This window comes from Marinobacterium sp. BA1, from assembly GCF_041155135.1.
In the GTDB taxonomy this organism is placed as follows: domain Bacteria; phylum Pseudomonadota; class Gammaproteobacteria; order Pseudomonadales; family Balneatricaceae; genus Marinobacterium; species Marinobacterium iners.
Window position 1 is genome coordinate 3,296,694 of sequence record NZ_BAAFHC010000001.1, and the last position, 21,021, is coordinate 3,317,714.

Annotated in this window: 20 protein-coding genes and 1 riboswitch; of the genes, 18 read left to right on the plus strand and 2 right to left on the minus strand. The window is 58.4% G+C overall.

Annotated elements, in window-relative coordinates:
* Positions 1–20: 20 nt before the first annotated feature.
* Positions 21–545 (minus strand): lipocalin family protein, encoded by a 525-nt coding sequence (locus ACAM29_RS16080; RefSeq protein WP_369624706.1) that lies wholly within the window; start codon positions 543–545, stop codon positions 21–23.
* A 70-nt stretch (positions 546–615) separates the two neighbouring features.
* Here ACAM29_RS16080 and ACAM29_RS16085 point away from each other — a divergent pair, with 70 nt between their 5' ends.
* The 16 genes from ACAM29_RS16085 to ACAM29_RS16160 all read left to right on the plus strand — a co-directional run bounded on the left by ACAM29_RS16085 (position 616) and on the right by ACAM29_RS16160 (position 18,016).
* Positions 616–978 carry a gamma-glutamylcyclotransferase family protein gene (locus ACAM29_RS16085; RefSeq protein ID WP_354411106.1) on the plus strand — a complete coding sequence of 121 codons (363 nt, stop codon included), beginning with the start codon at positions 616–618 and terminating at the stop codon, positions 976–978.
* 64 nt (positions 979–1,042) lie between these two features.
* Positions 1,043–1,444: a hypothetical protein gene (locus ACAM29_RS16090; protein ID WP_354411104.1), complete on the plus strand. Its 402-nt coding sequence runs from the start codon at positions 1,043–1,045 to the stop codon at positions 1,442–1,444.
* A 22-nt stretch (positions 1,445–1,466) separates the two neighbouring features.
* Positions 1,467–2,270, plus strand: coding sequence for a class III extradiol ring-cleavage dioxygenase (locus ACAM29_RS16095; protein WP_369624707.1), 804 nt, complete (start codon positions 1,467–1,469; stop codon positions 2,268–2,270).
* A gap of 187 nt (positions 2,271–2,457) precedes the next feature.
* Positions 2,458–4,629 (plus strand): TonB-dependent receptor family protein, encoded by a 2,172-nt coding sequence (locus tag ACAM29_RS16100; RefSeq protein ID WP_369624708.1) that lies wholly within the window; start codon positions 2,458–2,460, stop codon positions 4,627–4,629.
* 271 nt (positions 4,630–4,900) lie between these two features.
* Positions 4,901–5,132, plus strand: a riboswitch (cobalamin riboswitch).
* Between the two features lie 21 nt (positions 5,133–5,153).
* Positions 5,154–7,031, plus strand: a complete 1,878-nt coding sequence (locus tag ACAM29_RS16105) for a TonB-dependent receptor (RefSeq protein ID WP_369624709.1) — start codon at positions 5,154–5,156, stop codon at positions 7,029–7,031.
* A gap of 13 nt (positions 7,032–7,044) precedes the next feature.
* Positions 7,045–7,842, plus strand: coding sequence for an ABC transporter substrate-binding protein (locus tag ACAM29_RS16110; protein WP_369624710.1), 798 nt, complete (start codon positions 7,045–7,047; stop codon positions 7,840–7,842).
* On the plus strand, positions 7,839–8,813 hold the full coding sequence (locus ACAM29_RS16115) for an iron ABC transporter permease (RefSeq protein ID WP_091827711.1): 975 nt from the start codon (positions 7,839–7,841) through the stop codon (positions 8,811–8,813). Before ACAM29_RS16110 ends, ACAM29_RS16115 begins: the two co-directional genes overlap by 4 nt.
* The gene (locus ACAM29_RS16120; RefSeq protein WP_369624711.1) at positions 8,804–9,547 is read left to right on the plus strand and encodes an ABC transporter ATP-binding protein; all 744 of its coding nucleotides are present in this window, start codon (positions 8,804–8,806) and stop codon (positions 9,545–9,547) included. The genes ACAM29_RS16115 and ACAM29_RS16120 overlap by 10 nt, the downstream gene beginning before the upstream one ends.
* Positions 9,544–10,101, plus strand: a complete 558-nt coding sequence (locus tag ACAM29_RS16125; RefSeq protein ID WP_091827709.1) for an ATP:cob(I)alamin adenosyltransferase — start codon at positions 9,544–9,546, stop codon at positions 10,099–10,101. The genes ACAM29_RS16120 and ACAM29_RS16125 overlap by 4 nt, the downstream gene beginning before the upstream one ends.
* A 98-nt stretch (positions 10,102–10,199) precedes the next feature.
* The gene (locus ACAM29_RS16130) at positions 10,200–11,186 is read left to right on the plus strand and encodes a patatin-like phospholipase family protein (protein WP_354411081.1); all 987 of its coding nucleotides are present in this window, start codon (positions 10,200–10,202) and stop codon (positions 11,184–11,186) included.
* 59 nt (positions 11,187–11,245) lie between these two features.
* Positions 11,246–11,773: a bifunctional adenosylcobinamide kinase/adenosylcobinamide-phosphate guanylyltransferase gene (cobU, locus tag ACAM29_RS16135; protein WP_369624712.1), complete on the plus strand. Its 528-nt coding sequence runs from the start codon at positions 11,246–11,248 to the stop codon at positions 11,771–11,773.
* Positions 11,770–12,819 carry a nicotinate-nucleotide--dimethylbenzimidazole phosphoribosyltransferase gene (cobT, locus tag ACAM29_RS16140; protein WP_369624713.1) on the plus strand — a complete coding sequence of 350 codons (1,050 nt, stop codon included), beginning with the start codon at positions 11,770–11,772 and terminating at the stop codon, positions 12,817–12,819. The genes cobU and cobT overlap by 4 nt, the downstream gene beginning before the upstream one ends.
* A complete protein-coding gene (locus tag ACAM29_RS16145) occupies positions 12,816–13,370 on the plus strand; it encodes a histidine phosphatase family protein (protein WP_354411073.1) in 555 nt (184 codons plus the stop codon). The genes cobT and ACAM29_RS16145 overlap by 4 nt, the downstream gene beginning before the upstream one ends.
* Entirely contained in the window at positions 13,367–14,116 is a 750-nt protein-coding gene (cobS, locus tag ACAM29_RS16150; RefSeq protein WP_369624714.1) for an adenosylcobinamide-GDP ribazoletransferase, read from the plus strand. Before ACAM29_RS16145 ends, cobS begins: the two co-directional genes overlap by 4 nt.
* Positions 14,117–14,172: 56 nt before the next feature.
* Complete coding sequence (locus ACAM29_RS16155; protein WP_369624715.1) at positions 14,173–16,749, plus strand: EAL domain-containing protein; 2,577 nt, start codon at positions 14,173–14,175, stop codon at positions 16,747–16,749.
* Complete coding sequence (locus ACAM29_RS16160; RefSeq protein ID WP_369624716.1) at positions 16,736–18,016, plus strand: diguanylate cyclase; 1,281 nt, start codon at positions 16,736–16,738, stop codon at positions 18,014–18,016. Before ACAM29_RS16155 ends, ACAM29_RS16160 begins: the two co-directional genes overlap by 14 nt.
* Before the next feature lie 36 nt (positions 18,017–18,052).
* Here the strand turns inward: ACAM29_RS16160 and ACAM29_RS16165 are convergent, their stop codons facing one another.
* Positions 18,053–18,646, minus strand: a complete 594-nt coding sequence (locus ACAM29_RS16165) for a helix-turn-helix domain-containing protein (protein WP_091827702.1) — start codon at positions 18,644–18,646, stop codon at positions 18,053–18,055.
* Between the two features lie 241 nt (positions 18,647–18,887).
* Here ACAM29_RS16165 and purU point away from each other — a divergent pair, with 241 nt between their 5' ends.
* Together purU and ACAM29_RS16175 are read left to right on the plus strand one after the other, a co-directional pair.
* On the plus strand, positions 18,888–19,760 hold the full coding sequence (gene purU, locus ACAM29_RS16170) for a formyltetrahydrofolate deformylase (protein WP_369624717.1): 873 nt from the start codon (positions 18,888–18,890) through the stop codon (positions 19,758–19,760).
* A gap of 9 nt (positions 19,761–19,769) precedes the next feature.
* A complete protein-coding gene (locus tag ACAM29_RS16175; RefSeq protein ID WP_091827700.1) occupies positions 19,770–21,011 on the plus strand; it encodes an FAD-dependent oxidoreductase in 1,242 nt (413 codons plus the stop codon).
* Positions 21,012–21,021 lie beyond the last annotated feature (10 nt).

Genomic DNA, 21,021 nt, shown 5'->3' on the forward strand with positions numbered 1-21,021 from the left:
CTACAGGTTGGTGCAGCCGGTTAGCGGTCAGAACCTTGTTCCACATAAATCAGCTCATCCACCGGATAACCTGCCTTGCGGGCGATGGCAACCAGCCGCTCCAGCGTATCGGCATCCATCTTCGGCGTGCGCGACAGTATCCACAGATAGTCCCGGTCCGGGCCGCTGACCAGTGAGTACTGATAGCCCTTGTGGTCCAGTTCCATGATCACATAGGCACCATAGAAAGGACCAAAGAACGACACTTTCAGGTAGCCGGTGTTACTGTCCTCAACGAAATACGCCTTGCCCTCGGCCTCGCGCCACTCACCTCGGGCGGCGTCGAAACCCCGGTTGATCACTTTCACCCCGCCATCGTCTCTCAGACTGTACTCGGCCTGCACCTGGCTCAGGCCGCGCTCGAACGAATGATCCAGCCGGGCGATCTCATACCAGGTGCCCAGATAACGGTTCAACTCGAAGTTGCTCACCGGCTCGACTCGATCGGGCAGGCTGGTGCAGGCGGTCAGCGTCAGCAGTATCAGACCGAGAAAAAACGTGCGCATGGGATCTCCTTGCTCAATGGCCTTAAGGTATTTAAGAATAGGTGACCCGTTTATACGCAGAGGATTGGCAATGGAGCAGATTCGGGTCGCCGTATATGGCACTCTTAAACAGGGGCAAGGCAACCACCACTTTCTCAGCGGGGCTGAATATCTTGGCTCAACATGGCTGGATGGCTTCGTGCTCTATGACCTGGGCCCCTGGCCGGCGGTGAAGCGGGAGCCGGGCCAGACGCAGGTCGAGGTGTACCGTGTGAATGCGGCGACCTTTGCCGCTCTGGACGAGCTGGAAGAATACTGTGCCGATGCACCGCACACCGGACTGTATGACCGGATTCAGGTGGACACGCCCCATGGCCGTGCCTGGCTGTATCTATACAACTCAGAGGTCAGTACCGAGCAGAGGCTGAGCTCGGGCAATTGGCCTCAGCCGTAAAATGAAAAACGAGCATCCTGCTGGCGCTGTTATACTTTCGTCTCGCATAACCGAGGAGCGCTGAATGTTTGGCTCAATGTCTGAACCCTTGAACGAGCACAATCTGGCAGACCAGCTTGAAATGCTGGGCGGCCTGCTGGTTCAGCAAGGCGACGTGCTGCAGTTCTCACTGCTGGATCATCACTTTGCGCTCACGCGTATCGAGCAGCCGGGAGCGCTGGTCCGCTGGCTGGAAAAGGCCGCCGACACCGCGCCCGATCTGCGAACCCTGTACATCGAGCTGCCGGCCGGCGAGCGTGCAAGCACAGCGCCGCCCACCCGCTTTGAGCACTGCCGAGTATCCGGCGTTGAGGCCGCCTTTGACCGCCACCGCATGGCGGCCGGAGCACTTGAATGTGACCGTGTTCTGATCAGTCTGGCGTTGCAGGACAGCTCTGCCACCCTGGTCTGTGAATATATCGTTTAAATCCGCAACAGGAGTGATCCCCATGTCATCCACTCAGCCCACCTTTTTTGTGCCGCACGGGGCAGGCCCCTGTTTTTTCATGGACTGGAATCCGCCCGATGCCTGGGATCGGATGGAAGCGTTTCTGCGTGGCATTCGCGAGACCCTGCCGGAACAGCCCAAGGCGATCCTGCTGGTATCGGCCCACTGGCTTGAGCCCGTGTTCAGCACTACCTCGGGTGAACAGCCGGATCTGATCTATGACTACTACAATTTTCCACCACACACCTACGAGCTGACCTACCCGGCTCCCGGCCAGCCGGCATTGGCACAGCGTGTGAATGAGCTGTTGCAGCAGGCCGGGCTGCCGGCTGCAACCGATGCCGGCCGGGGCTTCGACCATGGCATGTTCATTCCGCTCAAGCTGATGTTCCCGGAGGCGGAGATCCCGGTGGTACAGCTGTCACTGCGTCGGGATCTGGATGCTGAGGCGCATTTGCAGGCGGGCCGAGCACTGCAATCGCTGCGGGATGAGGGCGTATTGATCGTGGGCAGTGGCATGAGTTTCCACAACATGCGTGGCTATCGCGATCCGCGTTTTGGCCCGATCTCGGATGAGTTTGATGCCTGGCTGGCGCAGACGGTCGAGGCCGACCCTGCAGTGCGCTGGCAGGCGCTGGCGCACTGGGATCAGGCCCCGAGGGCGCGTGAATGCCACCCGGAGCGGCAAGAGGAGCACTTACTGCCACTGATGCTGGCGGCGGGGGCTGCCGGTGATGATCAGGGACAACATGTGTTTGTAGATCGGGTACTGGAGACAAGCCTGTCCGGGTACCGTTTCGGCTAATATTAACCGGGAATTTTTCCCGTCAGATACAGGATTTTTTCGCTCTGTTGCGGGCGTAGTACCAAAGTACGCCAGTACCGCTACCTGTTGCCGACGACAGCGTTTTGTTGCTCATCACATACTGCTGCAACAATTTTGCCAGCCCTCTCATTGGCAGAGGCTGTCCTCTCGGCAACAGGAGTGACCCATGTTTTTTCGCAAGAAACTGCTCAGCAGTGCCATCGCCTCTTCGCTGATGCTGGTCCCATTCGCCTTGCAGGCGGAGCAGGTGGACAGCATAAACACACTGACGGTTACCGGCATTTTGCCCGACCGACTGGAAGCGGTTCCCGGTTCATTTGATATTGTGGACGAGCGTGACCTTGAACGTCGTCGGCCGTTTACCGTGAAGGAAGCACTGAAAACCGTCCCCGGTATCAATGCGGTTGATGAAGACAGCTATGGCCTGGCGCTCAACATCGGGGTGCGTGGCCTCAACCCCCGCCGTACTTCCCGCACCCTGTTGATGGAAGATGGCATGCCGCTGTTTCTGGGCCCTTATGGCGACCCATCAGCACACTACTCGACCCCGCTGGACAGAGTTGAGCGCATCGAGGTGGTAAAAGGCTCGGGGCAGATACTGCACGGGCCACAAACCGTGGGTGGCATGATCAACTTCGTGACACGCCCGGTGCCGACCGATGGCTTTGAAGGCGCTGTCACTATGGACGCCGGTAATCAGGGGTTCCGAGGTGCGCATACGCGCCTGGGCTACGGAAATGACACCGGCGGTATCATGATTGATGCACTGCAGAAGCAGGGTGATGGCGTTCGTCGTGGGCATGACTTTGATGTCACCGAATTTTCCATCAAAGGGCAGCTCAACCTGACGGATCGGCAAACGCTGATTGCCAAGGTCAGTCGCTTTGAAGAAGATTCGGCCATTACCGAAACCGGCCTGGGGCAGCTGGAGTACGCTCAGGACAAATTTCAGGCACCCACCTCCGATCATGACCGTTTCGAGCATCAGCGCGACAGTGTGCAGCTGAAGCACATCTTTGATATCAACGACAGTGCCACGCTCAATACCCAAGCCTATTATGCGGATGCCTATCGCTCGTCTTTCCGGCAGGTCAATGAGCCGGGCGATGGCAGCTACATTATTGACGGTACTGCCTATTCAGAGTTGGATCGCTGTGGCACAGCGGCGACCGCTGCCAATGCAGACGCCTGTGGCGGACGTCACCGTCCCCGCGACTATGAATACTGGGGTATTGAATCCCGTTTGGACTTCAATCACACCCTGTTTGGCCTCGACAGTGATGCTGTCGTCGGCGTTCGGTACCACGAAGAGGACATTCGTCGTCGTCAGTTCCGTGATGGTGACCCCCGTGCTCGCGATCTGGACTGGCTCAAGTCCTTTGGCACGGACTATCTGCGTGAAGATATTCGCATCGATGTGGAAGCGATCTCCTACTTCGCCCAAAACACGTTCCACCTCGGTGACTGGTCCTTTACTCCCGGTGTTCGAATCGAGGATCTGAGCATCAAGACCGATGTGGTCTGGGCGGAAGGCGACCCGCAGGACATTCGTCAGACCAACCGTTCAACCGATGTTCTGCCAGGCTTCGGTATCGCCTGGAATGGCATCGACAACACAACCGTTTTTGCCGGTGTACACCGCGGTATTGCCCCTCCGCGCCCGGATCGTGATTTGGGAGAGGTGGGTGATGGTGTGGTGCTGTCCAAAACCAGCCCCGAAAAAAGCACCAACTGGGAACTGGGTTTGCGCAGTGACTACTTCGATGGTGTCTCCCTGGCGGGAACGCTGTTCTATACCGATTTCCAGGAGATCGTAATTCAGGACAGCGGCCGTTTCTTCAATGCCGGTGAGTCGGAGCAGGCAGGTATCGAGTTGGCGGGCCGAATCGATTTCGGCACCTTCTATGACAGTGCTTACAACGTCTATTTAACGGGTTCCTATACCAACCTGTTCAAGGCCGAGTTCAGCAAGGCCGTACCGTCGGAGAATATTGCAGCGGGTAACCGCATGCCGTATGCCCCCCGTCACATGGCCTCACTCAGCCTGGGTTACGAAAATCCCTACGGGTTGGATACCCGCATCGGTGTGGACTACATCAGCCGACAGTTTGTGGATGGCGAGAACACGCGTGTCGAAAGTGCCAATGGTCAAGAGGGCATGATTGACGGCTACAGCCTCTGGAACGCTTCCATCAACTACAGAAAGCCCGGCAGCGATATCACCCTGTTCGGCAGTGTGTACAACCTGACCGATCGCGAATATCTGGTCAGCCGGGTGGATGGCAAGGTGGCGGGGCGTCAGCGTCAGTTCTTTGCCGGTATTCGCTACGAGTTTTAACTCCCTGGGCCTTCAGCCGCCAACTCTGTTTCCCCGGGGTTGGCGGTTTTTTCATTATTGGCTTAATTTCTTGTTGCAAATAAGAATGATTATATTTAAGATTAATCTCGTTCATTGACAGGTCTAGCTCACTGTAGGCACTGCAGATGTGTGCCGAAGGTGATTGGCGCCGCTTCCTCCATCTCCCCGGGGGAAGCGGCATTTTTTTGTTCGTTTTCGTTCAACTTCACTTGAACAGCCTCCGTTTGACCTCTTCCTCCTGAGTGCCTATTATCCGCGGCTTGCTTCCGGTGTACTGAACAGCTGTTCAGGACTTAAACGGGAAGTTGGTGCGCATCGTTTTATGAAAGTCGATGCAATGCCAACGCTGCCCCCGCAACGGTAGAGGCGTGAGGCGATGACGACAGGCCACTGTATCGATCCGATATGGGAAGGTGTCATCCCTCCTGACTGCACAGTCTGACGCCTGAGCCCGGAGACCGGCCAGAAGTGATCATTCATCCATCAGTGTGCGGGTGGCACACATGAGAAAGGTCTTTCCCATGCCGAAACGTTCCACGTTGGCGCTGGCCATTACGCTCGCGCCCAGTATTGCCTTTGCTGCTGAAACCTCGCTTGATGAGCAGCTGAAACTCTCCACCATCGTGGTGACCTCTTCCCGCCAGCCACAGCTGCAGCAGGACACAACTGCCGCTACCCAAGTGTTCACTCGTGCGGACATTGAACGCCTGCAGCCTTCAACCGTTGTTGAGCTGCTTGATCGGGTACCCGGCGTACAGATGACCCAATCCGGCGGTCGCGGCAGTATGACCAGCCTGTACATCCGTGGCACAAAATCATCCCAGAGCCTGGTACTGATTGATGGTGTGCGTATCAACGGCGCCGACAGCGGCAGTGCCGCGCTGGAAGCACTGTCGGTTGATCAGATCGAGCGCATCGAAGTGTTGCGAGGGGCCCGTTCCGCCATTTACGGGGCAGATGCCATTGGCGGTGTGGTTCAGATCTTCACCCGTCGTGGGGAAGGAGATGGCCTGCGTGCCCGTGTACATCTGGGCTACGGTACAGAGCAAACCTGGGAGCGCAGCCTCGGGCTGTCAGGTGGCAATGCTGATACGCGTTTCAACCTGACCCTCAGTAATGACGAGACCAATGGCATTAACCGCACTTATGAAGCCACCGGCCCGGACAGTGACCGTGATGCCTATCGCAATACGGCTGCCAGCTTCAACCTCAACCACCGTTTCAGCGACCGGTTTGACGCCGGCGTCAGTCTGCTGGATCAGCGGGGCGAAAGCGAATTCGATCTGAGCTGGGGCGGTGACTATCCCTATAATGATTTCCAGCTGAGCACCGCGTCCGTTTATGCCAATCTGCAGGTCAGTGATCTGTGGCACAGCCGTCTAGAATTGGGCCATGCAGAAAACCGCAGCTGGACGCGATTTGACGATCACGCCGGCAGTGATGCCTTCAATACCTATCGTGACAGCCTGGCCTGGCTCAACACCCTACAGCTGACCCCGGCACAGCAGTTATTGGTTGGTTTCGATGGACATAAGGAGCGTCTAAACGGCAATGACAGCTTCGCTGAAACCAGCCGCTGGAATCGGGCGGCGTTCGTTCAGCACCGCTATGATCATGTACGCTTCAGTACCGAAGTTGGCCTACGGCATGACGATAACGAACTGTACGGCAGTGAAAATACGCTGAGTGCGGCACTGACCTGGCGACTCAATCAAGACAACGGTTTGATCGTCTCCTACAGCGAAGGCTTCAGGGCACCCACGTTCGTGGATCTGTACTACCCGGGCTATGACAATCCTGCCCTGCAGCCCGAAACCTCAAAGAGTTATGAGCTGCAGTGGCGCAGCCGACTGGGGCAGAGCACCGAGCTGCAGGCGTCTATCTATCGTACCGATATCGATAATGCGATTACGCTGGATTCGACCTTCACTCCGCAAAATATTGGCACGGCACGTATCAATGGTTTCGAGGCACGCCTGCAGCACGAACTGTTCGGCTGGCAGACCGCATTGGCGCTGGAGCTGGTCGACCCTGTTGATCGGGATACCGACAAGACTCTGGCCCGGCGTGCCAAGCGCAGCCTGAGCCTGGACCTGGATCGCACGTTCGGAGATCTGTCTGTGGGCGGCAGCTGGCAGCTGGCCGACAGCCGCTGGGATGATGCCGCCAATACGCGTGAAATCGCCGGCTATGGACTGGTGAATCTGCGCAGCCGCTGGCAGCTGAACCCTGAACTGGCGCTCAAGCTGAAAGTTGATAACCTGTTCGATAAAGAGTACGCCACCGCGCTGTACGGTGTGGGCTGGCCCTCAACCTATCACCCCTATCGTGAAACAGGACGTACAGCATTGTTGTCACTGACATGGACACCTGCACTCTGATTCTGGAAACGGCATGTCTGGCCTGATGCTCCGCTGCTTGCGGGGCTTCGGGCGGTCTCTGTTGCTGGGGCTGCTGCTTGCCAGCGCCAGTGCCCAGTCAGCCCCCCAGCGCATCCTGTCGCTGGATCTGTGCATGGACTGGCTGTTGGCGTTGCATGCAAAACCTGAGCAGGTTGCCGCCCTGTCGCCAACTCATCGGCGCTATCAGCTGCCTTTTGATATGCCTGACTGGCCGCTGCACGATGGCTCGCTGGAGCAGATCTATCTATTGCAGCCAGACCTGATTCTGGTGGGTGAGTACAACGCATTGCTGTTGCGTCGCCGTCTTGAGGCGCTGTCCCTTCCGGTGGTGGACCTGTCCCTGCCGACCAGCCTTGCTGAAATCGAGGTCTATGAGCGTCAGTTTCTTGAGCTTATAGGCCAGCCGCCCTCGCGGGCACGACCGGCTCCAGCGCCTGCGCAGCCAGCGGGTGATGCGCCTCGGCTGTTGCTGCTGGGCGCCAACGGCATCGGTACGGGCGCAGGTACCTTTGAAGACCAGATTCTGCGTCAGGCGGGTTGGCACAACTATCTGCGTGATGCCGGTTATGTCCGCCTTGATCTAGAGCAGTTGGTAGCCGACCCGCCTGATGCGATCCTCTGGTCGGCTCCGGCGAGTCCATCGCTGGCGAGCCGGTTTGCCGAGCATCCGGCCCTGCAGCAGGTTGTCACACAGGACGGGTGGTTGAGCACCGACTACTGGCGCTGGCAGTGTCCCGGCCCCTGGACCTGGGAACTGATCGAACAACTGAAACGGAAGCGAGTGCAATGAACGGGATACTGGCGTTGCTGGTACTGTTGACGGCGCTGCTGTCACTGGCTACCGGCAGCACCGATATAGCCCCCTTGACGGGCCTGCTTGACTGGGCACGAGGGGAGCAGAGCATTGATGCCATTGTCAGCAGTGAAATTCGCCTGCCACGCACCCTGTTGGCACTGTTGGTGGGGGCGTCTCTGGGCCTCAGTGGTGCTGCGCTGCAGGGCCTGCTGCGCAACCCGCTGGCAGATCCGGGGCTGACCGGTGCCAGTCAGGGGGCGGCACTGGGCGCGGCCTGCGTGTTCTATTTTGGTCTGTTTCCGGCCCTGGGTGTGGCAGCACCGGCACTGGCGGGGCTGGTGGGTGCAGGGCTGGCGCTGCTGATCATGCTGCTGCTGGCAGGCCCCGCCGGGCAGGCGATGGTGATCATGGCGGGGCTGGCCATCTCGACGCTGACCGGCGCGCTGCTGGCTGCGGTACTCAACTTTGCCCCCAATCCCTTCGCCATGCAGGAGCTGGTGTTCTGGCTGCTGGGCTCGGTGTCCGAGCGCGGGCTGGATCATCTCTGGTTGCTGCTGCCCGCATTGCTGGTCGGTGGCGGTCTGATCTGCAGTCAGCGGCGTCTGCTGCTCGGACTCAGCTTGGGCGAACAAGTGGCACAAAGCATGGGGTTGTCCCCCCGGCGCGGAAGCCGCCTGATTGTGCTGGGCGCGGCGTTGCTGGTGGGCACCTCGGTAGCCGTGGCGGGCGCCATCGGTTTTGTCGGCTTGATTGTGCCGCATCTGGTGCGGCCTTGGGTGCAACACCGGCCCGACAGAGTGCTGTTGCCCTCGGCCCTGCTGGGGGCGGTGCTGGTGTGTCTGGCGGATATCGTGGTGCGTCTGCTGCCGCCGGGGCAGGAGCTGAAACTGGGGGTGCTGACCTCTCTGATCGGCGCCCCCCTGTTCATCTGGCTGGTATGGAAGGAGCGCCGACGATGGATCTGATTCGGGTGGAAGCTCTGTCGCTGGCACAGCGTCTGGTATCGGTCAGTCTGGATCTGCAACCGGGCGAGCTGCTGGGCATTATTGGCCCCAATGGTGCCGGCAAATCCTCTCTGCTGGAGTCACTGGCCGGCATCCAGCCCTGTTCCGGCGTGATCAGTTTCGAAGGCAATAACCTGAGCACGTTTGAACCGCTGGAACGGGCGCGCAAGATCGCGTTTCTGCCACAGCGATCCATGGCGGCCTGGACCTTGAGTGTGCGTGATGTGATCGCGCTGGGGCGTCTGCCTTGGGGGGATGAGTCAGCGCAGATTATTGATCAGGCGGCACGCAGTACCGGCGTAGACGAATGGCTAAACGTACCGGTGGATCAGCTCTCCGGCGGCGAGCAGGCACGGGTCTGGCTGGCACGACTGCTGGCAGGGGAGCCGCGCGTGATTCTGGCCGACGAGCCTTTGGCCAGTCTGGATCTGTATTATCAGCAGCAGGTTCTGAAACTTTTGCGCCGCTACACCAGCAGGGAGCGCGCGGTGATCCTGTCGCTGCATGATCTGTCACTGGCGGCGGCCTGGTGTGACCGGCTGGTATTGATGGATGCCGGCCGTGTCATTGCCGTGGGTGCGCCACAGGCGGTACTGACAACGGAAAACCTGCGTCAGGTGTTCCGCGTTGAGGCCGAAATTGATTTCAGCGCCGCAGTGCCACTGCTGCGCATGCAGGGGAGAGAACCCATATGAGCATTGCCAACAGCCGCGATCTGGATGAACTCTGTTACCCCTTCATCCATGAAACCTCCTGGCTGTGTGATTATGAACTGCTGACCGACGAACTTTGTGCCCAGATTGGGGCGGTGCTGGCGGCGCTGCCGAATGAGTGGGATGACCTGCGCCAGGATCTTGAACAGCTGCAGCCGCTGGTGTTGCACGCCAACGGCTCAATTCGTGGCCGGCTGGCCCTAAAGGAGGCTGACCTCGTCTGGCTCAAGTCGAGACTGCAGCACTTTCGCCAACAGCTGGTTACGCCACCACAGGGGTTTGTGTTGCCTCGGGGCTCAGCACCGGTGCCTCAACTGCATATCGTGCGCTCCAACTGTAAAAAGGCGATTCGGGCGCTCGTGCGCGTTAGTGAAGAGGGGCGGGAGGTGGCGGATATTCTGCCGCGCTTTTTGAACTTGTTGTGCAACTTCAGTTTTACCCTGACGCTGGTGATCAACCAGCGCCGGGGCGAAGCGGAAACGGCGTTCGCCAGCCTCAGTTACGGGCCTGTGAAACCGGCATCCGGTCAGGTATAGAGTGACCGAAGCCCGGGCTGTTTTCGGGTGTTATTGGCATTGACACCAGAACAGTCTGAACCGATGCTTGTTGCAGTGCACAATACAAGGGGCTGCGCATGTCTGAAGTGAAACTGAATCTGGCGTTGCAGGGGGGAGGGGCTCACGGTGCCTTCACCTGGGGGATGCTGGATCGTCTGTTGCAGGAAGATGACATCCGCTTTGACGGCATCAGCGGTACCAGTGCAGGCGCCATGAACGCCGTAATGCTGACGGCAGGTTGGCAGCAGGGTGGCGCGGCGGGTGCGCGAGCACTGCTGTCGGAGTTCTGGCATCGATTGATGCTGCCCGACAGCTTTGACCCGGCGGGATGGAGCCGTCACTGGCCAACCTGGTGGAGTGGGGTGACCCGGCACCTCTCACCCTATGACCTGAACCCGTTTGATATCAATCCACTGCGAGACCTGCTGAATGATCTGGTTGACTTTGAGCGGCTGAGGCGTGATGCGCCCTTTCAGTTGTTCATTGCCGCCACCGAGGTCGAAACCGCCAAACTGAAACTGTTTCGTGAATACGAACTGAGCACTGAACACCTGCTGGCGTCTGCCTGCCTGCCAGCGCTGTATCAGGCGGTGGAGATTGAGGGGGCGCATTACTGGGATGGTGGCTTTGCCGGCAATCCGGTGGTGTACCCGCTGCTGTTCGACTGCAAGGCACGCGATCTGCTTCTGCTGTTGCTGCACCCGCAGCAGCCGGCTGCACCGCCGGTCAGTGCCCAGGCCATTGCCGACCGCGTGGCTGAACTGGGGTTTCAGACCACCTTCATGCGCGAGATGCGGGCGCTGGCGGCCATGCATCAGCGGGCGCGCCGCTCGCCTTGGCGGCTGGGGCGGCCTGAGCGCCGGATACGGCAGATGCGGCTGCACGTGCTGGGGCCTGATGAGGGCTTGAGTCAGCTGCACCGAAGCAGCAAGCTGGATGTGCGGCCTGATTTTCTGCTTGAGCTGATGCAGCGTGGTCAGGCTCAGATGGAGCGTTGGCTGCAGCAAAACCGCTCGGCGCTGGGGCGCAGAAGCAGCTGCGATATTGAAGCCGAATTTCTCTGACGCCCGCTGCGGCAGGTACAATCTCTTTTTTATCGGCAATACAGGCAGATACAAGGCAGATGATCAGACTGATTCTCGGAGGCGCTCGTTCCGGCAAAAGTCGGCAGGCGGAGCAGTTGGCACAGGCCTCGGGCCTTGAGGTGATCTATATTGCTACCGCACAGGCGCAAGACCGCGAGATGCAAGAACGCATCAACCGTCACCGGGATGATCGTCCCCGTCACTGGACAACTATTGAGGAGCCGTTGCAGCTGGCGGACGCAATTCTGTCGCACCAGGCGCCCCACCGCTGTCTATTGATCGACTGTCTGACCCTTTGGGTTACCAACCAGTTGCTGGCCAAGGCTGATATGTACGCCGAGCGGGAAGCTCTCTGTGCGGCCCTGCGCAATGCCCGTGGCGACATCATTCTGGTCAGCAATGAAACCGGCATGGGTATTGTCCCCACGGGGGAGTTGAACCGCCGCTTTACTGACGAGGCGGGGTGGCTCAACCAGTCTGCAGCGGCCCTGGCTGATCAGGTCGTGTTGATGGTGGCGGGAATATCGATGCGACTGAAGGGACCGGCACTGGAGGTGTCCGCATGAGCTGGATAACCCATGCGACCAAGCCGATTGACACCCAGGCTGTTGCGGCGGCACAGGCACGCCAGCAACAGTTGACCAAACCGGCCGGCTCGCTGGGCCAGCTGGAACAGCTGGCGATTCGATTGGCAGGGATGCAGGGCAAGGCCTGTCCGCAACTGCAACGGATCAGCATCGCCGTATTTGCGGCCGACCATGGTGTTGCAGTGGAAGGTGTGTCCGCTTATCCACAGGCGGTCACCGCTGAGATGATTCGCAACTTCTCCCGTGGCGGAGCTGCCATCAGTGTGGCGGCCCGGGTGCTGGAAGCCGAGCTGCGAGTCTGGAATCTGGGTACCGTGGTGGAGCTTGAGCCTTTGCCGGCGGTTGAGTCCCGCGTGATTGCAGCTCAGAGCGGCAATCTGCTACATGAGCCTGCGATGACGGCAGTGCAGTTGCAGCAGGCGCTGGCGGCAGGGCGAGAAGCGGTGTTGCACACCCCAGCCGAGCTTTTCATTGGCGGCGAAATGGGCATTGGCAATACAACGGCGGCCACGGCCCTGGCGGCGGCGTTGCTGGAAAAACCGGTGGCGGAGCTGGTGGGCCCCGGCACCGGGCTTGATTCGATGGGCATGTCGCACAAGTGCCGAATCATAGAACAGGCTCTGCTGCGTCATGGCCGCAACAACGGAGACACGCAAGAGCCAATGGCCCTGTTGGCCTCGCTGGGCGGGTTTGAAATTGCAGCACTGACGGGGGCTTACGTTGCCTGCGCTCAGGAAGGTCTGGCAGCACTGGTGGACGGATTCATCTGTACCGTTGCGGCGCTTTTGGCCTGCCGGATCAACCCGGCTGTTGCTGACTGGCTGATCTTTTCCCATCATTCGGCAGAGCCGGGATATAGACATTTGAGGCCTGCATTGCCATCACCGCCCCTGCTGGATCTGGGGCTGCGCCTGGGTGAGGGCAGTGGTGCCGCTGCGGCTGTGCCCCTGTTGCGCATGTCCTGTGAGCTGCATGCCGGTATGGCCACCTTCGCAGAAGCGGCAGTGTCGGAGAAACCGAGTTGAGCGTATTCAGAATAGATCTGCTGCGTCATGGTGAAACCGATGCCGGTCAGTGCTTTCTGGGCCGTACGGATGCGGCCCTGACCGATAGAGGCTGGCAGCAGATGCACGCAGGTTTGGAAGGGGTCAGGCCTGAGGATTATGAGGGGGTATTCAGCTCACCTCTGCAACGCTGTTCTGCTTTTACCGAGCAGTGGGCCGGCTCTGAAGGCTTTGTGACCGACGCTCGCTTGAGAGAATACGATTTTGGCCAATGGGACGGGCAGACTGCAGCCCACATCCACGCAACCGATCCGGCTGCACTGGGTCGCTTCTGGCAGGATCCCTGGCACTGTCCACCGCCACAGGCCGAATCACTGGCCGATTTTTTTGTTCGTCTTGAAGCTCTGGTGGATCAACTTCAGCAGGAACATTCCAGTGCCGTGCTGCTGATCTGTCACGGCGGTGTCATTCGTGCCTTGCACTGTATTCTGAACGGGCTTCCGGTCAGTGAAATGTTCAGTTTTCCGGTAGCGCATGGCAGTTTGCATCGGCTGCAGGATGCACGCCAATGAAAACTGGGTGGCAGGCGTTTCTCTGTGCGTTGCAATTTCTTACCCTGATCCCGGTGCGTTTGGCTGCACCGCCCGATAAGCGAACTCAGGCACGGGCTCTGTTGTATTACCCGCTGGTCGGTGGGTTGATCGGGCTGTGTTTGCTGCTGCTGGCCACCGTTCTGCAGGGGGTACCGACCGGGCTGAGCGCGGCACTGTTATTGCTTGTCTGGGCCGGGCTGACCGGAGGGCTGCATTTGGACGGACTGGCTGACAGTGCCGATGGCTGGATGGGCGGACTGGGCAGCCGAGAGCGTACTCTTGAAATCATGAAAGATTCCCACTTGGGGGCCAGTGGAGCGCTGGTGCTGATACTGGTGTTGCTGCTGAAGTGGAGTGCGCTCGCCGCTCTGTTAAGTACGGCCACGCTGTGGCCTCTGCTGCTGGCCCCTGTAGCGGGTCGTGGTGCTGCGCTGTTGCTGCTGGTCACCACCCCCTATGCCCGACCTGACGGTATCGCGCGTGAAATGCTGCCACTGTTGCAGCGTCGGCATGCATTTTGGGTGTGTGCTGTCGTAATACTGCTGTTGGGCCTGTTCAGCCTGTGGTTGCCACTATACCTGTTGCTTGTCGGTGCGGGGCTTAGGTGCCTGATGCTGCGCCGTCTGGGTGGAACCACCGGTGACACCGCCGGAGCCTCGATTGAGTTGATCGAAACCCTGTTGCTGGTGCTGGCCGTGATTATCCAGAGCGACACTGGTGGTTAATTAATGCTCTGGCGTATAGTCTTGTAGAGGTCCCCCAAGTAAGCAGGGAAGGTGCAGTGAGAAAACCCTTGTCCACTCCGATGCTGCGGTACGTGATGCTGTTGGCTGTGACGCTGTCCAGCGCCTGTATGGCGACACCCGACAGAGTCGTGCGGGTCGGCGTGTATGAAAATGAACCCAAAATCATGCCGGCAGCCGATGGTCGGCCCAGTGGTCTGTTGGGTGACTTGCTGCAGGCAATAGCTGAACGTGAAGGTTGGCAACTGGAACCGGTACAGTGTGAATGGCAGCGTTGCCTGAGCTTGTTGTCACAGGGCGATATTGACCTGATGCCGGATGTGGCCAGCAGCCCGGCGCGGCAGGAGCTTTACGACTTTCATCAGGTACCGGCGTTGCACAGCTGGTCTCAGCTGTTCAGCCGGCCCGGCAGCAATATCCATTCGCCACTGGATCTGGATCGGAAGCGGGTCGCGATTCTGGCCGATGGTGTCCAGCATGAATACCTGCAGCAGTTGATGGACGGATTTGATATCAGTCCTCGCATCATGCCGGTGAGCACCCTGCAGGAAACGTTACAGGAGTTGCAGCAGGGCTATGTGGATCTGGCGGTCAGCAACCATCTGTACGGCAACTATCACGCAGCTGAATACGGCATCATCCCGACCTCTATCGTGTTTCAGCCCAGTCGGCTTTACTACGCGGCTCCACTCGGGAAAGGGTATGAGTTGCAGTCACGAATCGACTACTGGCTGCAACGTTGGCGTGATGATGCGAACTCCCCCTACTATAACTTGATGAAACGCTGGGGTGGCGAAACCCCAGCGGCACTGGTGCCTCCTGCTCTGGTGTGGGGGCTGTCGGTTTCTGCTCTGCTGCTGTTGCTGGCGCTGGCATTTGTCTGGCTGCTGCAGCGACAGGTACAGGCACGTACTCGTGCCCTCGAGGCAAACGAAGCGCACTTGAATGACATCCTGTCCAATATTCAGGCATTTATTTACCACAAGGGCAGGGACTACCGTTACGAGTATGTAAATGCTGCTCTGTGCCGTTTCCTGGGCCGCACTGAAGAGCAGTTAACCGGGGCCAGTGACGCCGATTTCTTCGACCCGGACACCTTGCAGGATATCCGCCAGGCCGATCGACAGGTGATTGAACAGGGCAAGCGTGTGGTGGTTGAGGAAGTGATCACGCCGGTCGACTCAACCGAGCCCCGTGTGCTGATGACGGTCAAAATGCCGCTGTGTGATGCCAAGGGAAGGGTGCGCGGGTTGTGTGGCGTATCCACCGATATCACTGAACAGCGCAAGCATCAGCAGCAGTTGCACCAGTTGTCTCATTTTGACCCGCTGACCGGGTTGCCCAACCGGCGCCAGCTGCAGGAGCGGCTCAAGGTGGCACTTATGGCGGCAGAGCCCAATGGTCAGGAAGGGGCGATCCTGTTCATCGACCTGGATAACTTCCGTGACCTGAACGATGATCAGGGCCATGAGGTGGGTGACCAATTGTTGCAGGCTGTGGCGGCACGGCTCAATCAGTTGCCGCTGGAACATTTCATGCAGGCCCGTTTCGGCGGAGATGAATTCATTCTGCTGCTGGAAGGGCTCAGCCCCTTCCGTGATCGTGCTTTGATGCAGGTGGAACAGCATGTAAACACGACATTGCTGGCGCTGAGTGAACCCTTTGAGCTGAGTGATGGCAACACCCATACCGGAACCGCAAGTATCGGCGTGGCCATGTTCTCCGATGCGCCCGGTGATATTCGTGGATTGATCAAAAAGGCAGAGTTGGCCATGTATGCAGCCAAAAGTGCCGGGCGCAGTGGATTCAGCTTTTTCGATCCTTCCATGCAGGCGCAGGTGCGGCTCAGAGCCGAGCTGGAAGCCGGCCTGCGCCGCGGGCTGGAACAGGATGAGTTTCGACTCTGGTATCAGCCCCAGTTCAACCTGGAGGGCAAATTGATCGGAATGGAAGCGCTGGTCCGCTGGCAGCATCCCGAGCAGGGCATGGTCTCGCCGGCCGATTTCATTCCGGTTGCCGAAACCAGCGGTTTGATTCTGCCACTCGGGCGTTGGATCCTGCGGACCGCCTGTGAACAGCTTGTCGCCTGGCAACAGCATCCTGTGCTTGCGAACGTTCGTATCGCCGTGAATATCAGTGCCCGTCAGATGCAGGATGAGGGGTTTGTCGCCGAAATATGTTCGATTCTGGATCAAACCGGGGCCGATGCATGTGCGCTTGAGTTGGAGCTGACCGAAAGCATGCTGGTGCAGAGCATAGAGCAGACCATCGACAAAATGCAGGTACTTCGCCAGCGAGGCGTTCATTTCGCCCTTGATGATTTTGGCACCGGCTATTCCTCCATGAGTTATCTCAAGCGCCTGCCGCTGGATAAATTGAAAATTGATCAAAGCTTTGTGCGTGACCTGATGACGGATCCCAACGATGCCGCCATTATCCGTACCATTGTGGCGCTGGGCCAAAGCCTGGATCTGTCCGTTGTGGCAGAAGGGGTCGAAACGAATGAACAAAGACAGGCACTTGTGACGTCGGGCTGCCAGGGTTTTCAGGGCTACCTGTACAGCCGACCGGGCTCGGCACAGGAGCTGGAGCACAGTATACATGGACAGAGGTAACCCGTTGCAGGATGCATTTTTCACACGTCTGTTTCATGGTGTGAGTGATGCGATTTATGTGATTGACCCCGACAGCTCATCGATTCTTGCGGCCAATGAAGCAGGCTGTCGAGCGTTGGGCATGAGCCCAGAGGAGCTGATTGACCAGAGCGTACTGAGTCTGAATCAGGATGTGACCGGCCCCAACCAGTGGCGTGAAATATCGGCGGCCATTATCGCTGCGGGCAATTACACCTTCATGGGGCGGCATGTGCGCAAGGATGGCACCGATTTCCCGGTTGAGGTGGTCACAGACTATCTGGAATATAAGGGACGAGGCTATCTGGTCTCGGTGGCACGTGACCTGAGCGAGCACCACCGACATCGCGAACACCTGACGGATGATGAGCTGATTCGTGCGCTGTTGCTGAATGAGTCCAGTGACGGCCTGTGGGACTGGAACCTGCAGGACCATAGCCTCTTTCTGAGTCCGCAGTGGTTCCGCATGCTGGGCTATGGTCCGAACGAGATCAGCTCACCCACTCTGGATACATGGCGCAACTCAGTACATCAGGAAGACCTGGAGCGCGTTATCACGCTGCTGCAGGATCATCTGCAGGGCAAGTCGTCGCGCTATGAGGCTAAATACCGCCTGCGCAGCCGTGACGGACACTATCTCTGGGTACATGACCGAGGGATGGTGGCACAACACGATCTGGACGGTCGTCCGCAGCGCATGATCGGCCTTGTGCTGGATATCACAGAATCCGAGCATTATGCCGCCGAGCTGCTCGAGCGATCCCAGCGCGATGAACTGACAGGGCTCTATAATCGGCGCACGGGGTATGAGCTGTTTGAACGTTTTCTGCGTGACTGCCGACGCGATAATCAGCCCCTGCAAGTGGTGATGCTCGACATCGACCACTTCAAGCCGCTCAATGACGATTATGGTCATCTGGAAGGTGATCGGGCCATTCGTCATGTAGCCGATGAACTGCGCCGCTGCCTGCGCGCCGATGAGTGGCTGTTCCGCTGGGGAGGCGAAGAGTTTCTGCTGCTGTTCCCGGGGATGGATCGCAGCTCCGCTCACGGCATGATGCAACGCCTGCTGAAACACTTCAATGCCGTACCCTTTGTTACCCAAGGGGGGGCGTCGCTGGAACTGACCTTCAGCGCGGGCATCAGTGGTTTTCCGGAAAACGGTAACAGTATCCGTCAGCTGGTGGGGGCCGCAGACCGCGCCATGTATCGTGCCAAATCATCCGGGCGAAACCGGGTAGAAGGATAGGCTGAGAGTCTTGATCCGAAAACGGCAGGCTTACATCTACTGGTCATCATAATGAATGATCGACAACAGCTGGATCGGAACTTCCAGCAACTCTTCAGGCCCGTGGGGAATCTCTGCATCGAATGAAAGTGCATCCCCGGGCTCCATGTCGTACAGATGGTTGCCGTGCCGGTAGCGAATCTGTCCCTGCAGCAGGTAGATGAACTCCTGACCGGGGTGAGAAAAGGTCGGGAACACCTCGCTGGCATCATCCATGGTGATCAGAAACGGCTCGTAGCTTTTCTTCTTGCCGCGGTGGTAGCTGAGCAGTTGGTAAGTGTGGCCTTTCTCGGTCCCGCGGCGCACCACCTCCATCCCTTCACCTGCCTTGGTCAGCTGTGCCGTACCCTCGGGGCGGTCATAGTCGGTAAACAGCTGTGAAATCGGCAGCCCAATGGCATCACACAATCGACTCAGCGTATCCAGGCTGGTAGAAACCTGCGCGTTCTCGATCTTACTCACCATACCCTGACTAAGCCCTGCGATGCGGGCAACATCGGTGATCTTCAGGCTCTGCTCGGTACGTTTGCTTTTCACGCGCATGGCGATGTACTGCTCAAGCTTCAGTTTCGGGTTATCGGCATCGCTCATGGGCGTCATGCTCCTTTCTTGTGCGTTCTGTTCACCAATGGTGCGTTTTTCTGCGTGCAACCATGAGTGAGGCTTGAACAGCTTAATATTCCTGACAGTATATTTATTTTCACATAATAAGCTAAAACAATGCCTTAGCCTTGCTGTGAGCAATTTTTTTGCCTGAAGAGCAAAGTTGGCAAAGAGATTGCTTTTACCTTAAGGAAATAAACTTTCCTTTAAAGAAATATGGGACAAGGTCATGGCAATCGAAACCCAACATGCACGCAAATTCCGTCTGACCGTCTCCTGCCCTGATCGGGTCGGGATTGTAGCAGCCGTTACCCAGTTCTTCGCCTCTCACAGTGGCTGGATCAGCGAGGCACATCAGTTCGCTGATACAGAGAGCTGCCAGTTCTTCATGCGGTACGAAGTACTGGCCGATTCGCTTCCATTTGGGCTGGAAGAACTGAAAGCCAAATTCGCTCCGCTGGGCGAGACGTTCGGCATGCACTGGCAGATCACTGACTCCTCCCAGCGCAAGCGCGTGGTCCTGATGGTATCAAAGGAAGCGCATGCACTGTCGGATCTGTTGTACCGCTGGCGTTCGGGGGAGATGAACATCGATATTCCCTGTGTCATCTCCAACCATGACGACCTGCGCTCCTATGTCGAGTGGCACGGTATTCCCTATGTACACGTCCCGGTCGATATGAGCAACAAGGAACCGCATTTCCGTGCCGTGCGTGAACAGATCGCGGCGGCGGAAGCCGATGCCATTGTGCTGGCTAAATACATGCAGATCATTCCCGAAGAACTGTGTGAGCTGTATCCGGGCCGGATCATCAATATCCACCACAGCTTCCTGCCCTCCTTCATTGGCGCACGCCCATACCATCAGGCCGCCGCGCGCGGCGTGAAACAGATCGGTGCCACCTGTCACTACGTCACCTCGGAGCTTGATGCCGGGCCGATCATTGAGCAGGACGTGCATCGCGTTACCCACCACAACACCACTGCGGATATGGTCCGGTTGGGCAAGGACGTGGAGAAGTCGGTGTTGGCACGCGGCCTGCGCTACCACATCGAAGACCGTGTACTGGTACACGGCAATAAAACCGTTGTCTTTGCCTAGGAGAATATTATGCCCTGGCGCCTGCTTAAACATGGCTTCACGTCGTCTCACAATGAGCCCCGGTTCTTTCCGGAAACCCGGCCACTGAAATCACATTATGACGTGGTGATCATCGGTGGTGGTGGTCACGGCATGGCCTGTGCGTACTACCTCGCCAAGGAGCACGGCATCACGGATGTGGCGGTGCTGGAACAAGGGTACATCGGTGGCGGCAATACCGGCCGCAACACCACCATCGTGCGTTCCAACTACCTCACGCCTGAAGGGGTGAAGTTTTACGACACCAGCCTGAAGCTGTTTGAGGATCTGTCTGACGATTTTGACCTCAACATCTTCTACTCAACACGAGGCCACTTCACGCTGGCGCACACTGACAGTGCTCTGCGCACCATGCGCTGGCGTGCCGAGGTAAACAAGCATCACGGCATCGATTCCGAAGTGGTGGATCGCGATTTCATCGCCAAAGAGGTGCCCTACATGGACCTCGACTGTGCCGGCCACAACCCGGTGATGGGCGCGCTCTATCATGCGCCGGGCGCGGTTGCACGTCATGATGCCGTTGCCTGGGGCTACGCCCGGGGCGCCTACAACCGCGGTGTGGAGATTCATCAGAAAACCCGTGTCACTGCCATCCGTACCCAGGGCGACAGGGTGACCGGTGTTGAAACCGACCGCGGCTTTGTCAGCTGTAACAAGGTGGTATCCATGGTGGCCGGTTCCACCCCGCGCATCACCTCCATGTTGGGGTTGCAGACCCCGATCGAGATCTACCCGCTGCAGGCCTGTGTGTCCGAGCCGGTGAAGCCGTTCATGGACACCATCGTCGTGTCCGGCAGCCTGCATGTCTATGTCAGCCAGTCCTCGCGTGGCGAAATGGTGATGGGGGCTTCGGTCGATCCATCGGTGTTGCACTCCACCCGCTCCAGCTTTGATTTCGTTGAAGGGCTGACCGACAAAATGATCGACCTGTTCCCGTTCATGAGCCGCATGAAAGTGATGCGCCAGTGGGCCGGAATGAGTGATATCACCCCCGACTTTGCCCCGATCATGGGTAAGACCCCGATTGAGGGTTTCTACCTTGATGCCGGCTGGGGGACCTGGGGCTTCAAGGCCACTCCCGTCAGCGGCAAAACAATGGCCTGGACGCTGGCCAACGACCGCAACCATGAACTGATTGAACCCTTCCGACTGTCCCGTTTCGCCGACTTCGATCTGGTCGGCGAGAAGGGTGCAGCATCGGTCGGGCACTGAGGAGAGGGCG